This is a genomic window from Nocardia concava NBRC 100430 (assembly GCF_000308815.1).
Lineage (GTDB): Bacteria > Actinomycetota > Actinomycetes > Mycobacteriales > Mycobacteriaceae > Nocardia > Nocardia concava.
Genome location: NZ_BAFX01000200.1, coordinates 1 through 13,223, shown reverse-complemented (window position 1 = coordinate 13,223; position 13,223 = coordinate 1). Strand labels below are relative to the sequence as shown.

Below are 13,223 nucleotides of genomic sequence, written 5' to 3'. Positions count from 1 at the left end.
CGCCACCCCTTGTGCCCCCGGCGCGGACCCCTGTCCGCAGCACGGCTCGGGCACCGCCCGATGCCCGAAAGGCACTGCAAAACTTATGAATACGCCTACCTTCGCCACGCTCGGCGTGCGCGCACCGCTGGTCCGCGCCCTCACCGCGGCCGGAATCGCCGCGCCGTTCCCGATCCAGGCCGACACCCTGCCCGACTCGCTCGCCGGACGCGACGTGCTCGGCCGGGGCCGCACCGGCAGCGGCAAGACCCTCGCCTTCTCCATTCCCATGGTGGACCGGCTCGGCGGTGAGCTCGCCGGTCGGCGGATGCCCAATCGCCCGGTCGGGCTGGTACTGGCGCCGACCCGCGAGCTGGCCACGCAGATCGCCACGGCCATCGAGCCCTTGGCCGGTGCCTGCGGGATGACCGTCACCACGATTTTCGGCGGTGTCTCCCAGCACCGTCAGGTGCAGGCGCTCAAGCGCGGCGTCGACATCGTCATCGCCTGCCCCGGGCGGCTCGAGGATCTGATGAAGCAGGGGCTGATCAGCCTCGACGCCGTCGAGGTCACCGTCATCGACGAGGCCGACCACATGGCCGACCTGGGCTTCCTGCCCGGCGTGACGAGGATCCTGGCCGCCACTCCCGAGCACGGTCAGCGGCTGCTGTTCTCGGCGACCCTCGACAATGGCGTGAACAAGCTGGTCAAGCGGTTCCTGCCGAACGCGGTGCTGCACTCGGTGGACGACGCCAACTCGCCGGTCGCCGATATGACCCACCACGTCTTCGAGGTGTCGAGCGCGGAAACCAAGCGCGCGGTCGTGCACCGTCTCGCCTCCGGCACCGGGCGGCGAATCCTGTTCACCCGCACCAAGCATCAAGCCCGCAAGCTGGCCAAGCAGCTCACCACGTCCGGGATCCCAGCCGTCGACCTGCACGGCAACCTGAATCAGCCCGCCCGCGACCGCAATTTGGCCACCTTCGCCTCCGGCGCGGCCAAGGTCCTGGTGGCCACCGATGTCGCGGCCCGCGGCGTCCACGTCGACGGTGTCGAGCTCGTGGTCCACGTCGACCCGCCCGCCGAGCACAAGGCGTATCTGCACCGCTCCGGCCGCACCGCCCGCGCGGGCAATGCCGGTGACGTGATCACCCTGGTCATGCCAGACCAGCGCGGCGACCTGGCCGCCCTGATGCGCAAGGCCAAGATCGATGTCACCCCGCAGCGCGTCACCGCCGACTCCCCCGCGGTGATCGAACTCGTCGGCGAGGTCGCGCCGCTGGTGGCGATCTCGGACCCGGCCCCGGCCCGCCAGCCGAAGGCCGCCCCGGCCTCGAAGTCGGCCCGCACCAACGCATCTCGCCGAAACGACGACGACACCGCCTCGCGCGGCCGTCGGCGGTCGCGCACCGCGCCCGAGGCATTCGGGGCCGAACGTCCCGGTCGCCGGTCCTCGTCGCAGGGATCCGAGACCTACAAGCGCAGCGCCCGCCACGATGGCGATGCGGCCCTGACCAAGCCGGGCACGCGCGGAGGCCGCAAGGCCGAGGGCTCCATCAGCAGCCGTCCCGGCGTCCACCCCGCCACCGGCGCACCGCGCGGCACCAAGTCCGACAAGCGCGGCGGCCGCGCCGAGGACGCGGCGCACGCCAACTCGGCGGCCCGCTCGGGTCGCAAGTCCAACGCCGGTTCGGCGACCGGCCGCCCGGCTCGCGCGAACGACTCGGCCAACGGCAATGGCAATGGCGGCGGCTCCGCGCGTCAGCGCACCGAGCGCGGCAACGCCGGTTCGTCGCGTCAGGGCGGCCGCGGCGCGGCGCCCGCCGGCAGCAACGGCGGCCTCGCCGGCTTCTCCCGCAGCGGCGCACCCCGCCGTCGCCGCACCGTCTAACCACGCGCCACTCACGAGCTCTCGCCGAGTGGCACACCCGCGAGGGGATTTGTCTGAATCCCCCTCGCCGGTGTGCCACTCGGCGTTTTTGTGGGCGGGGACACACGATGGTCACGGGAGGCGCGCCCGAACGCGGGGCACGGCAGAAAATGGGACAATTGCCCATATATACCCCGGTTGAATGCTCCTACAGTTAATGAAGAGCAAGCAGCTGCCCGCTTTCAAGTTTCGGATTTTCGTCTGTCGTCTCGGACGCCTTTGACGGGGTCGAGAGAGGAAGCCATGAAGAATCATGCGCCGTTGAGCGAGCGGGCCATCGTCAAGTTCGAGCACATCGAGAATCGATACAAGGTATCGGTTACCCCGATCGATCGACTCAATTGGCGGGTCGGGTACGCACCCGATATGAAGGCTGCCGTCGAGCTCGCCCACGAACTCGTCAACTGACTGCTAGAGAGACTGCGCGCCCGGTTCGAGCAGTCGCTTCGGATGCATTCCGTCAACCTGACCGATGAACGGCGGGTGGATGCTGTAACCCAGCATCCGGCGAATGTCCTCCGATACCGCGCGCACTGTGTCGCGAGTCATGGAGAGCGTGAACGCCTCCTGGGGTCGAAGCCATGGTTCGCAGTATTGCGCGGTGAGCGCGAGGCGAGAATTCGCCGAACGATTCGCGCCGCCACCATGCCATAGCGTACCCACGAAGAATACGCAGCTACCGGATCGCATTACGACGGGTTCACGCGCCGAATCATCGGGTAGGCGATCGTCCCAGAGGTGACTTCCGGGAATGATGTCGGTCGCGCCATTCTCCGCGGTGAAGTCATCGATGGCCCAGATGGTGGCCGCCCCCAATGCCTTTCGCGGCCGCGGCAGCGGATAGAAACCGTCGTCGGTGTGCAGCATCTGCGCCTGTTCACCGGGCAGGATATTGATCACCTGCAGCATCGACAGCAGGTAGTTGGGTAGGAACAGCCGGTCCAGCAGGGCCAGTACGCGCGGGTGATCGGCGATGCGATCGCAGGAGCGGGTCTTGTTCAGCACGCTGTAGACGCGCTGGGTCGAATGACCCTCGAAGTTGTTGCGGCCCTTCGGGTTCAGCAGCGGGCCGACGCTCGCCCGGATCTCGTCCAGCTCGGCGGGCGTCAGCAGATCCGGCAGGATCACGTACCCGTCCCGCGCGACCGCGGCCAGATCAGCCTCCACGACCGCCGGATCGACGCTCGCCCCACTGCTCTCGGTGCGCCGATAGGTCCCCGCGAGGTCCCCGCCCAGATCCCGCAGCGACGTCACTTTCCCGCTCATGGCCGCCATCCTTTACATAACTGAGTTCTGTTATGGTTCGACAGTGGCACGCGCACCTCTCGGACGTCAACAACTTCTCGACGCCGCCCGCGACGAACTCGTCCATGCCGGCGGCACCCTCGAACTGAGCGCCCTGACCCGCCGCACCGGCCTGAGCACCGGCGCGCTCTACCACCATTTCGGCTCCAAAGTCGGCCTGCTGGCGGCACTCTGGGACGACTTCTACGAGGGCCTGAGCCGGGCGACCGCCGACGACCAGGTCCCGGCCGACGGCGACTGGCCCACCCGTGAATGCGCCCGCACCCACCATTTCGTCGCGTACCACTTCGACCACCCGCTCGCGGCCCTCCTGCTCAACCGCGTCGCCCCCGACCCGGGCCTCACCGAAATCGAGGCCAACTACATCCGCAACCTCGCCGAGGCCGCCGCCACGAACATCCGCCGCGGCCAGGCCACCGGCGAAATCCCCGCCGACCTCGATCCCGACAGCGCGGGCGCCTACGTCATCGGCGGCCTGCGCCACGGCATCGCCCAGCAGTTGCGCGACCAACCGCGCCCCACCGTCGAACTCGCCACCGACCGCCTGTGGCGGTTGACGGCCGCGGCACTGGCCCTATCGTGACAGCGCTGGCCCTATCCTGAACCGCCGCAAACGAACTGGCCCCGAGCCGCCACCGGGAGGCGAATCCCGGCACGGGTGACCGGCCCGGCAAATTCCGAGCCCACCATCTCCGAACCGCTTGGCATGTTTGCGCTTTGGTCGCGCATGAATTCCCCGCGGTGGAAGAATCGGCCGCATGTCGGGCGATCCGGAGCCCCGTTCCGGCGACAGGACTCCGATGGTGGAGGCGCTGTCGCACTGGCGGCTGCGCGAACTTCTCGCCGAGGTGCAGGATCGGATCGCGCAGGTGGTCGGGGTGCACGATCGGATGGACCGGCTCGTCGACGCCATGCTCGTCATTACCTCGGGCCTGGATCTGGACGAGACGCTGCGCACCATCGTGCACACCGCCATCGAGCTGGTGGATGCCCGTTACGGGGCGCTGGGTGTGCGCGAAACCCGCAGCAGCGGGGACAATCTCTCGGAATTCGTGTACGAGGGCATCGACGATCGCACCCGCGTGCTCATCGGCGATCTACCGCACGGCTGCGGCGTGCTGGGCCTGCTCATCGAGCAGCCCAAACCGCTGCGGCTGAAGGATCTTTCGCTGCATCCGGCCTCGATCGGGTTTCCCGACCACCATCCGCCGATGCACAGTTTCCTCGGCGTCCCGGTCAAGGTGCGCGACGAGGTGTTCGGCAGTCTCTACCTCACCGAGAAGGTGAATGGCCAGGAGTTCACCGAGGACGATGAGGTGGTGGTGCGGGCACTGGCCGCCGCGGCCGGTATCGCGGTGGCGAATTCCCGGCTCTACGCGCAGTCGCAACTGCGGCAGCTGTGGCTGGAGTCGATCCGCGACGTGGCGACCGAACTGCTGGGCGGCGGGGATCCGGCCGAGGTGATCGAACTGATCGCCGATCGCGCGCTCACCCTGACCGATTCGGTGTGCACGTTCGTCGCTCTGCCCGAGGATCTGGAGCTCTCCGACGACGCGGTGACCGAGTTGATCGTGTCGGCCGGTGCGGGCGTGCCCTCCTCCGCGCTGCTGTCCCGGCGCATCCCGATCGAGGGCTCGCACACCGGCACCGTCTTCCGGACCGCCGAATGCATGGTCACCGAGGGATTGGCGCTCAACCCGTTTCCGGAGTTGCGGGCCGAATTCGGTCCGGTGCTACTGCTGCCGCTGCGGGCCCGCCAGCAGATGCTGGGCGTGCTGGCCGTGCTGCGCGCCCCCGGCGAACCGGACTTCGACACCTCGGCCATCGCCATGATGACGGTGTTCGCCGGTCAGGCCGCACTGGCATTGCGCCTGGCCGACAACCAGTTCCGGATGCGAGAGCTCGATGTGCTGTCCGAACGCGACCGGATCGCGCGCAATCTGCACGATCGGGTGATCCAGCGCCTGTTCGCGACCGGGCTGGCGGTGCAGGGCACCGCGCAGCGCATTCGTTCGCCCGAGATCCGGGAGCGACTTTCCCAGAGTCTCGACGATCTGCAGTCCATCGTGCAGGACATCCGCCAGTCCATCTTCGACCTGCACGGTCCGGCCACCGGCCAGGTGCCACTGCATCAGGGCCTGCACGATCTGGTCGCCGAGATGACCGCGGAAACCAAGCTGCGCACTACGGTTCATGTCTCGGGACCGCTCTCGGTGCTGCCGATGTCGCTGGCCGACGATGTGGAGGCGGTGCTGCGCGAGGCACTCAGCAATGTGGTGCGCCATGCCGGGGCCGACGCCATCACGGTCGCCCTGTCGGTGACCGACGACGTGAGCGTCGAGGTGACCGACAATGGTGCGGGCATGGATCAGAGCGCCTCGCGCCGTAGTGGTCTGGCCAACCTCGAGGTTCGGGCCCGGCGGCGCGGCGGCAGCTTCGGCATCGAGGTCGGCGAGGACGGCGGCACCCGGGTGCAGTGGACGGTCCCGCTGCCCTGATCGGGGGCTTCGGGACCAGCGGGTCCGAAAGTCCCTGGGCCACGGGAACATGGCCTCTCACCGGTGGGCAGCAATCCGGCAAGGCTGATCGCCATGAAACCCAGCAGTACCACGGCCGCCCTCCTGGCGCTGATGACAGGTGTGGCGATGGTGGTCGCAGTGCCTCCGTACCTACCGCGGATTTCGGTCTGGGCCGCCTTCTACGGTCCGCCGCTGATCTATCTGGCCCTCGCCGAGTACGCCGCGGTTGCCGTGGGTCTGGTGTGGTGGGGCCTGCGCCACCTCCACCTGACCGGTAACCCGTCGCGGCGATCGCCGAGCGGCGCAGCCCCGGCGCTGAATTCGAACCCGCCCGGGATGCGCCGCTCGACCGGAGCCTAGAGGCTGGTGGAGATGGTGGCGAATTCGCCCGCGCTCGCCAACGCGATGTCCTCTTCGACCTCGTGCTGGGTCAGGTGGCGACCGGAGCTGCGCAGGCCGAAGGCTGCCAGCAGTGCGGCGACCGCGAAGAAGGCCGCGCCCGTGAGAAACGCGATGCGGTAGGCGCTTTCGGCGGGCAGGGACACGACCATGCCGTTGGGCAGCTTGTGGGCGAGGGTGTCGCTGGTGAGGATGGTGACCACCAGCGCGCTGCCGATGGCGCCGCCGACGGTTCGCATGATCGAGTTGATCGAGTTGGCGATGCCGGTCTCGTGCGGGGCGACATTGGCGACCAGCAGGGCGGGCATGGCGGCGTAGGCGATGGCGATGGCGGCATTGCCGATCACCAGTGCGACAACGACTTCCGCGGTGCTGGTGTGCAGCAGCGCCAGCGAGGTGAGGGCGCACAGGCCGATGACGCTGGCCAGCAGCAGCACATAGCGCGGACCGATCCGGCCGACCAGGCGTCCGGCGATCGGGCCCATCAGCACCGAGACGACCGCGCCCGGCAGCATGAACGCCACGCTGGTGCGCAGCACCGACGCGTCGAAACCGAAGCCCGCCAGCGCTCGCGGCGTCGCCACGAAGTAGGTCGCGCCGAGGAAGACGCTGAACATTGCGAAGCCCACGCAGAAGCTGGCCAGGTTGGTCATGGCGACCGGACGATGCGCCAGCAGGGCGGTCGACACCAGCGGGGAGCTCAGCTTGGACTGCAGCAGCAGGAATCCGGCCAGCACCACGACCGAGGCGATGAACAGTCCGATCACCTTCGCGCTGCCCCAACCCCATTCGTGGCCTTGGGAAATCGGCAGCAGCAGGCACACCAGGCCGGTGCCGAGCACCGCGGCGCCGAGGTAGTCGACGCGCCCGCCCTGTCCCGCGCGGCGCGGCAGCACGAGGAACGCGGCCACCAGTACCAGCACGGTCAGCACCACGCACAGCCAGAAGATGCGGCGGTAGTCCGCGTCGCCCTGGGTCAGCAGGCCCGTCGCGACCAGTGCGACACCGCTGCCCACACCGAGGGTGGAGGCGGTCACGGCCAGCGCGCCGGTCAGGCGCTCGGCCGGAAGTTCATGCCGCAGCACGCTGATCGCGAGCGGGAACAGACCGAAGCTCGCGCCCTGCAGCGCGCGGCCGACGATGAGCCAGTCGATGCTGTGCGCCGAGGCGGCGATCAGGCTGCCCGCCAGCGTCACCACCAGCGTCGCCAGGATGACCGGCTTGTGCCCGTAGACGTCACCGAGTCGCCCGAGCAGCGGGGTCAGCGCCGAGGCGGCGAGCATGGTCGCGGTCGTCACCCAGCCGACGGTGGTCGCGGAGACGCCCAGCTGCACGCCGATCTGCGGCAGCGCGGGCACGGGCAAGGTCTGTGCCATTGCCAGCAGAAATACGGTGCCGGCCATGGTCAGCACGATCGCGGTCGGCGAGGAGGTCCGCCGATCCCCAGGGGATGAGGTCATTCGCAGGACTCTACGACGGAATCGACACAGTGTCGATTATGATTGACGCCACGTCTAGTGCGGGAATGTTCGCATAGGGTGAGTTCATGGCACAGAAAGGCGGACGCGAAGTGAACCGGACCGCGGGCACGACCGAGGGTTTGCGACGCCGCGGCACGCAATCCAAGGGCGATCAGCGCGAGGCCCAGATCCTGGAAGCGACCCGCCAACTGCTGACCGAGAAGCCGATGGCCAAGCTCACCGTCGACGACATCACCCACGCGACGGGCATCTCACGCACCAGCTTCTACTTCTACTTCCCCTCCAAGCAGGCCGTCCTCGCCCGCCTCATGGAAGACGTGAGCGACCGCTACGCCGAAACCCACGTCTGGCTCCCCTCCACCGGCCCCCAACGCGAACTCCTCCGCACCCAGCTCGCCGGAACCGCCGACGTCTGGCACGGCAATGCCGCCATCCTGGTCTGCTCCCTCGAGGGTTACGACAACAACTACCCGCCGCTGACCGAATTCATCGCCACCATCCACACCCGTTTCACCAGCGCCCTCGCGGCCAAGATCGAACGCGACCGCGCCGCCGGGCTCGCCCCCGCGGGCATCGACTCCGCCACCCTCGCCGAATTGATCTCCCTCATGCGCGACGGCCGCCTCTCCCAGCTCTCCGCGGCCTCCGAATCCGAAGTCTCCCAGGGCCTCGACGACCTCACCGAGGCCATCCTCCGCCTCATCTACGGCCGCCTGGACTGACCGGCTCCGCCAAAAGACCGCAATACCAGCAAGATCGAGGTGCCGAGGCGCGCTCGCCGGGTGTTCGGGACCCGGGGTGCGCGTCGGCGCCTCGATCGGCTGGTCGACGGGTAGTCGTCACGACGCTGTCACCGGTCAGGGTGGCGGGTCGGGCTCGCTGGGGAGCCCGTCGCCGGAACCGCTGGGGCGCAGGATGTTCGGCGTCCTACCCGTAGGTTCGGTGGGTCAGGCGGACAGGTCGCCGGTGAGCAGGAAGTGCTCGAGGCGACGGGTGTACGGGGCGGGGTTGATGCCCTGCTCGGCCAGCCAGGCGTCGCTGTAGTACTTGTCGAGGTAGCGCTCGCCCGGGTCGCAGAGAAGGGTTACGACGCTGCCCTTTTCACCCTTGGCCAGCATGTCGGAGATGACCTGGAAGGCGGCCCAGACGCCGGTGCCGGTGGAGCCGCCGCAGCGGCGGCCGAGGAGGCGTTCGAGGAGGTGGACGGTGGCGACGCTGGCGGCGTCGGGGACGCGCATCATGCGGTCGATGGCGTGCGGCATGAAGCTGGGTTCGACGCGCTGGCGGCCGATGCCCTCGATGCGGGATCCCTTGTCGGAGGTGACATTCCGGTCCAGGGTGCGCCAGCCCTCGAGGAAGCTGGAGTTCTCCGGGTCGGCGACGCAGATGCCGGTGTCGCGCTGGGTGTAGTGGACGTAGCGGGCCAGGGTGGCCGAGGTGCCGCCGGTGCCGGCGGTGGCGACGATCCAGCTGGGCTCGGGGTAACGCTCCTGTTCGAGCTGGCGGAAGATCGCCTCGGCGATATTGTTGTTGCCGCGCCAGTCGGTGGCGCGCTCGGCGTAGGTGAACTGGTCCATGTAGTGACCGCCGGTCTCCTCCGCGAGCCGCGCGGCGACCTCGTAGACCTCGGACGGATTGTCGACCAGATGGCAAGTGCCGCCCTGGAATTCGATGAGGTCGATCTTGGCCTGCACGGTGGAGCGCGCCATGACGGCGACGAACGGGACGCCGATCAGCTTGGCGAAGTAGGCCTCCGAGACCGCGGTGGATCCGCTGGACGCCTCGATGACCGGGCGGCCCGGGCGCAGCCAGCCGTTGCACAGCGCGTACAGGAACAGCGAGCGCGCCAGGCGGTGCTTGAGACTGCCGGTGGGATGAGTGGATTCGTCCTTGAGGTAGAGGTCGATGCCCCATTCGGCAGGCAGCGGGATGGTCAGCAGGTGGGTGTCGGCCGAGCGGTTGCCGTCGGCCTGGACCTTGCGGACGGCCTCGCGCAGCCAGGTGCGGTATTCGGGGTCGTAGCGGTTGATGTCGGTCTCTTCGACCAGCGAAGTTCCGGGGATGAAGGTGGTCACGACGGTTCCTTTCAGAGGCCCGCGAGGCTGTATCAGAGGCCCGCGAGGCGGAGCAGGGCGAGGACGACGACACCGGTGCCGACGGTGGCGTACATGTTCTTGGTGCGCCACGCGACCAGCAGCGTCGGCAGGGCGGTGAGAAACAGGGGGTTGGCCCAATCCAGGTTCAGGGCATGGCTTTCGGCGTCCGGGACGAACACCGAAGGGGCGATCAGGGCGGCCAGCACGGCGGGCGGCACATAGGCCATCCAATGCAGTACCGATTCGGAGATGGTGAATCGATCGGCCAGAAGTAAAGGCAGGGAACGGATTCCGTAGGTGACGGCGGTCATGCCGACCAGGACGGCGATCAACGCGGTGGTGCTCATGACAGGGCCTCCTCGGGGACGGCCTCGATGGTGTGGTTCGCGGCGCGGCGCTCGAACATGAGCCCGACGGTGGCCCCGATGACGGTGGGCACCACGACGGCCCAGAGCGGCAGCCCGGCGGCGGTCAGCGCGACGGCGAGCAGGCCCGCCAGTACCGCGACCATGAGTTCGCGGCTGCCCTTGACCATCATGGCCAGCAGCGCCAGGAACATGGCGGTCTGTGCGAAGTCCAGCCCGAGTGCCCGGCTGTCCGGGATCAGTTCGGCGGCCACGCAGCCCAGTGCGGTCGAGCCCGCCCACGCGAAGTGGATGAGGAAATTGAAGATCCGGCATTCCCGCGCCGACCGGTGCCGCTTGGCGAATTCGGTGGAATGCACCGCGAACGCCTCATCGGTGAGCTGCCAGGCGAAACCCATCTTGTCGTGGCGGGTCCAGCCCTTCACGTTCGGGGCTTCGGTGAGCGAATACAGCGCGTGCCGCAAATTCACCAGGAAGGTGGTGAAAACAATGGAGATCGGCGAAATGCCGGCCTGTAGCGGGCCCAGTGCCGCGAATTGCGAGGACCCCGCGAACACGAACGCCGACATGGCGATGGCGGCCCAGGCCGGAAGCCCGAAGGTCGGGGCGAGCACGCCGAAAGCGAAAGAGACAGGCAGGTATCCGAGCATGACCGGACCCGCGGCGGAGGCAGCGGCTCGCCAACACCCGCCCGGCGGAGCATCGTCTTCGACGACCGCTTGCGTTGTTTTCGAATCGATTGCCAGTGCCATGGCTCCAACCTCTTCGTCGGCTCCTGTTTGCGTCTCCAACGCTAGTCGAGCAAACAGTTTTTGTGCACTGACCTGGGCGAATAAAACCCAACCATCCGTAATAGGGGGTGAAACTATCGATAATGGTTCGGGGTGAAAACGGGTGCTCCTGCCGACAATCCGGCTCAGGCTGTGAGCGCCGTCTCCACGAAGGGGACCGTCGCCTGCAATTCGTCGATGACGGCGCGCACCGCGGGCACCTTCTCGAGTTTGGGCAGGGTGACGGCGAGGATGCGGCGTTCCATGGTCGGTTCCACCGGTTCCGAGCGAACCGAGCCGATGGCCGGGACGCCGGAGAGCGCGAGTTCGGTGGCCAGCGCGACGCCGAGGCCCTCGGCCACCAAACCGACGACGGCGCCGAGGTTCTCGGTGGCGAAGGCGATGTCGGGATGGAATCCGGCCTCGGCGCACACATCGATGAGGTGGCCGCGGCACTGCGGGCAGCCCGCGATCCACTTCTCCTCGGCCAGCTCCGAGAGCTGCACCGGGGCGATGCGCCCGGTCCCGGCCAGCCGATGCCCGGGCGGCAGCAACACGCGCAGCCGATCGCCGAACAAGGGACGCGCACTCAGCTCGGAGAGGTCGGGGCTGCCTGCGTCACAAGAGCTTTCGCTATCCGGTAGTCGGCCTTCGGGATAATCGAAGATCAAAGCGATCTCGCACTCCCCCGCCCGCAGCATGGCCACCGATTCCGGCGGCTCGGCCTCGATCAGCGCGATCTTCAGATTGGGTTCGGCCGCCTGGCTGCGGGCAATGGTCTTGGGCACCAGCATCGAGCACGCGCTGGGGAACGCCGCCAATCGCACCTTGCCCGCCCGCAATTCGGTGAGCGCCCGGATCTCGGCCTCGGCGGCGTCGAGGCTGCCGAGCACGGTCGCGGCGTGCCGGCACAGCGCCTCGCCGGCCTCGGTGAGCTGGAGTTGATGCCCGGATCGGGTGATCAGCGCGGTCCCGAGCTGTCGCTCCATGGCCTTGATCTGTTGACTGATCGCGGGTTGCGTATAGCCGAGATGCCGGGCGGCGGCCGAGTACGAACCGGTCCGCGCGACCGCCCGGAAGATCTTCAGCTGTCTGACCTCCAGCATGCCGACCATCCTAAGCGTGCGAGGTCAGCGCCCCGGGAGGCGGCGTAGCACCACCGTTTCAGAAGGCCCGGAATTCGCCGCCGCGAACCTGTCGATTTCGCCGATGGGTGCACGTCGAAGAGTTGAATGGTCCGAAAGGCGGGCCAGTCATCGAGAGGACGGCATCATGGCGGAATATCTGGTCCTGATCTACCAGGACGAGCGGCTGGGCGTCGACACCCTGAACGACCCGTCGGTCACGCGCGCACATGAGGGTTTCATGGCGGGCAACCAGCAGGCGCTGCGCGGCGGTAACGCGCTCGAGTACTCGCACACGGCGACCAGTATCCGCCCGGACGGCGCGGGCGGCTTCGTGGTCACCGACGGCCCCTTCGCGGAGACCAAGGAACAGCTGGGCGGCTACTACGTGATCGAGGCCGCCGATCTGGACGAAGCGATCGCCCGCGCCCAGCAGGTCCCGATGGCGCAGGGCGGTGTCGAGGTCCGTCCGATCCACGCCCACCAGCGGTAGCGATGACCAGCGCCGCCGTGGCGGCGGCGGTCGCCGACGCGCACCGGCGTGAGTGGGCCTTCGTGCTCGCCGCGACGGTGCGCGTCACCCGCGACCTGGACGCCGCCGAGGAATGCGTCCAGGACGCCTACGCCCAGGCCCTGACCCGCTGGCAGGACGGAATCCCGGCCAAGCCGGGCGCGTGGCTGACCACGGTGGCGCGCAATCGCGCGCTGGATCTGCTGCGCCGCCGAGCGACCGCGAATCGGTCACTGCCGCTGCTGATTTCCGATGATGTCACCGAAACCGTTGTCGGCGAACAGGATATCCCCGACGACAGGTTGCGGCTGATCAGTACCTGCTGTCATCCGGCCCTGTCGATCGAGGCGCAGGTGGCGCTGACCCTTCGGCTGGTGTGCGGGTTGACGACCGTCGAGGTGGCCCGTGCCTTTCTGGTGTCGGAGTCGACGATGGCGGCGCGCATCACCCGCGCCAAGAAGAAGATCGCCGCCGCGCGCATCCCGTATCGAGTGCCCGCACCCGAGGAGCTGCCCGAGCGGATCGGCGCGATCCTGACCGTGGTGCATCTGCTGTACACGACCGGACACACCGCGCCATATCACGCCGAGTTGAGTCGCGGCGAGTTGACCACGCGCGCAATGGATCTGGTCCGGATGCTGCGGACGCTGCTGCCCGAGGATCCCGATGTGGCCGGACTCTTGGCGCTGTTCCTGCTGACCGAAGCCCGACGCGGAGCGCGCACCGACGCCGCGGGCGGCCAGC

Annotated in this window: 14 protein-coding genes; 8 read left to right on the top strand and 6 right to left on the bottom strand. The window is 68.3% G+C overall.

Features of this window, described 5'->3' with window-relative positions; genetic code table 11:
• The first annotated feature begins 85 nt into the window (after positions 1 to 85).
• Positions 86 to 1,870, top strand: a complete 1,785-nt coding sequence (locus ON43_RS39260; protein ID WP_040815856.1) for a DEAD/DEAH box helicase — start codon at positions 86 to 88, stop codon at positions 1,868 to 1,870.
• A gap of 282 nt (positions 1,871 to 2,152) precedes the next feature.
• A complete protein-coding gene (locus ON43_RS45345; protein ID WP_157514401.1) occupies positions 2,153 to 2,317 on the top strand; it encodes a hypothetical protein in 165 nt (54 codons plus the stop codon).
• Positions 2,318 to 2,320: 3 nt separating this feature from the next.
• Here ON43_RS45345 and ON43_RS39255 read toward each other — a convergent pair whose 3' ends face one another.
• Positions 2,321 to 3,175 carry a phytanoyl-CoA dioxygenase family protein gene (locus ON43_RS39255; protein WP_040815902.1) on the bottom strand — a complete coding sequence of 285 codons (855 nt, stop codon included), beginning with the start codon at positions 3,173 to 3,175 and terminating at the stop codon, positions 2,321 to 2,323.
• 43 nt (positions 3,176 to 3,218) lie between these two features.
• Here ON43_RS39255 and ON43_RS39250 point away from each other — a divergent pair, with 43 nt between their 5' ends.
• The 3 genes from ON43_RS39250 (at position 3,219) to ON43_RS39240 (ending at position 6,093) form a co-directional block, all read left to right on the top strand.
• Complete coding sequence (locus tag ON43_RS39250; protein WP_040815855.1) at positions 3,219 to 3,797, top strand: TetR/AcrR family transcriptional regulator; 579 nt, start codon at positions 3,219 to 3,221, stop codon at positions 3,795 to 3,797.
• A gap of 175 nt (positions 3,798 to 3,972) precedes the next feature.
• Positions 3,973 to 5,712, top strand: coding sequence for a sensor histidine kinase (locus ON43_RS39245; protein WP_040815854.1), 1,740 nt, complete (start codon positions 3,973 to 3,975; stop codon positions 5,710 to 5,712).
• 93 nt (positions 5,713 to 5,805) lie between these two features.
• Positions 5,806 to 6,093 carry a hypothetical protein gene (locus tag ON43_RS39240; protein ID WP_157514400.1) on the top strand — a complete coding sequence of 96 codons (288 nt, stop codon included), beginning with the start codon at positions 5,806 to 5,808 and terminating at the stop codon, positions 6,091 to 6,093.
• Here the strand turns inward: ON43_RS39240 and ON43_RS39235 are convergent.
• Entirely contained in the window at positions 6,090 to 7,592 is a 1,503-nt protein-coding gene (locus tag ON43_RS39235; protein WP_040815849.1) for an MFS transporter, read from the bottom strand. The two genes, ON43_RS39240 and ON43_RS39235, sit on opposite strands and share 4 nt — an antisense overlap.
• Before the next feature lie 86 nt (positions 7,593 to 7,678).
• Between ON43_RS39235 and ON43_RS39230 the strand changes: the two genes are divergently transcribed.
• On the top strand, positions 7,679 to 8,335 hold the full coding sequence (locus tag ON43_RS39230; protein WP_051180019.1) for a TetR/AcrR family transcriptional regulator: 657 nt from the start codon (positions 7,679 to 7,681) through the stop codon (positions 8,333 to 8,335).
• A gap of 225 nt (positions 8,336 to 8,560) precedes the next feature.
• Here ON43_RS39230 and ON43_RS39225 read toward each other — a convergent pair whose 3' ends face one another.
• The 4 genes from ON43_RS39225 to ON43_RS39210 all read right to left on the bottom strand — a co-directional run bounded on the left by ON43_RS39225 (position 8,561) and on the right by ON43_RS39210 (position 11,950).
• On the bottom strand, positions 8,561 to 9,661 hold the full coding sequence (locus tag ON43_RS39225) for a PLP-dependent cysteine synthase family protein (protein ID WP_218003501.1): 1,101 nt from the start codon (positions 9,659 to 9,661) through the stop codon (positions 8,561 to 8,563).
• Positions 9,662 to 9,720: 59 nt separating this feature from the next.
• Positions 9,721 to 10,056, bottom strand: coding sequence for an AzlD domain-containing protein (locus ON43_RS45340; protein WP_051180016.1), 336 nt, complete (start codon positions 10,054 to 10,056; stop codon positions 9,721 to 9,723).
• Positions 10,053 to 10,826, bottom strand: a complete 774-nt coding sequence (locus tag ON43_RS39215) for an AzlC family ABC transporter permease (RefSeq protein WP_083914212.1) — start codon at positions 10,824 to 10,826, stop codon at positions 10,053 to 10,055. Before ON43_RS39215 ends, ON43_RS45340 begins: the two co-directional genes overlap by 4 nt.
• A gap of 164 nt (positions 10,827 to 10,990) precedes the next feature.
• Positions 10,991 to 11,950 carry a LysR family transcriptional regulator gene (locus ON43_RS39210; RefSeq protein ID WP_040815895.1) on the bottom strand — a complete coding sequence of 320 codons (960 nt, stop codon included), beginning with the start codon at positions 11,948 to 11,950 and terminating at the stop codon, positions 10,991 to 10,993.
• 166 nt (positions 11,951 to 12,116) lie between these two features.
• Between ON43_RS39210 and ON43_RS39205 the strand changes: the two genes are divergently transcribed.
• A complete protein-coding gene (locus ON43_RS39205) occupies positions 12,117 to 12,461 on the top strand; it encodes a YciI family protein (RefSeq protein WP_040815848.1) in 345 nt (114 codons plus the stop codon).
• Between the two features lie 2 nt (positions 12,462 to 12,463).
• On the top strand, positions 12,464 to 13,223 hold a 760-nt coding region (locus ON43_RS39200; protein ID WP_040815846.1), incomplete at its 3' end, for an RNA polymerase sigma factor.

What these genes read in the sequence shown, in the direction of transcription:
- ON43_RS39260 (WP_040815856.1), top strand. Translation starts at nt 86, where the DNA reads ATGAATACGCCTACCTTCGCCACGCTCGGCGTGCGCGCACCGCTGGTC.
- ON43_RS45345 (WP_157514401.1), top strand. Translation starts at nt 2,153, where the DNA reads ATGAAGAATCATGCGCCGTTGAGCGAGCGGGCCATCGTCAAGTTCGAG.
- ON43_RS39255 (WP_040815902.1), bottom strand. Translation starts at nt 3,175, where the DNA reads ATGAGCGGGAAAGTGACGTCGCTGCGGGATCTGGGCGGGGACCTCGCG.
- ON43_RS39245 (WP_040815854.1), top strand. Translation starts at nt 3,973, where the DNA reads ATGTCGGGCGATCCGGAGCCCCGTTCCGGCGACAGGACTCCGATGGTG.
- ON43_RS39240 (WP_157514400.1), top strand. Translation starts at nt 5,806, where the DNA reads ATGAAACCCAGCAGTACCACGGCCGCCCTCCTGGCGCTGATGACAGGT.
- ON43_RS39235 (WP_040815849.1), bottom strand. Translation starts at nt 7,592, where the DNA reads ATGACCTCATCCCCTGGGGATCGGCGGACCTCCTCGCCGACCGCGATC.
- ON43_RS39230 (WP_051180019.1), top strand. Translation starts at nt 7,679, where the DNA reads ATGGCACAGAAAGGCGGACGCGAAGTGAACCGGACCGCGGGCACGACC.
- ON43_RS45340 (WP_051180016.1), bottom strand. Translation starts at nt 10,056, where the DNA reads ATGAGCACCACCGCGTTGATCGCCGTCCTGGTCGGCATGACCGCCGTC.
- ON43_RS39215 (WP_083914212.1), bottom strand. Translation starts at nt 10,826, where the DNA reads ATGGCACTGGCAATCGATTCGAAAACAACGCAAGCGGTCGTCGAAGAC.
- ON43_RS39210 (WP_040815895.1), bottom strand. Translation starts at nt 11,950, where the DNA reads ATGCTGGAGGTCAGACAGCTGAAGATCTTCCGGGCGGTCGCGCGGACC.
- ON43_RS39205 (WP_040815848.1), top strand. Translation starts at nt 12,117, where the DNA reads ATGGCGGAATATCTGGTCCTGATCTACCAGGACGAGCGGCTGGGCGTC.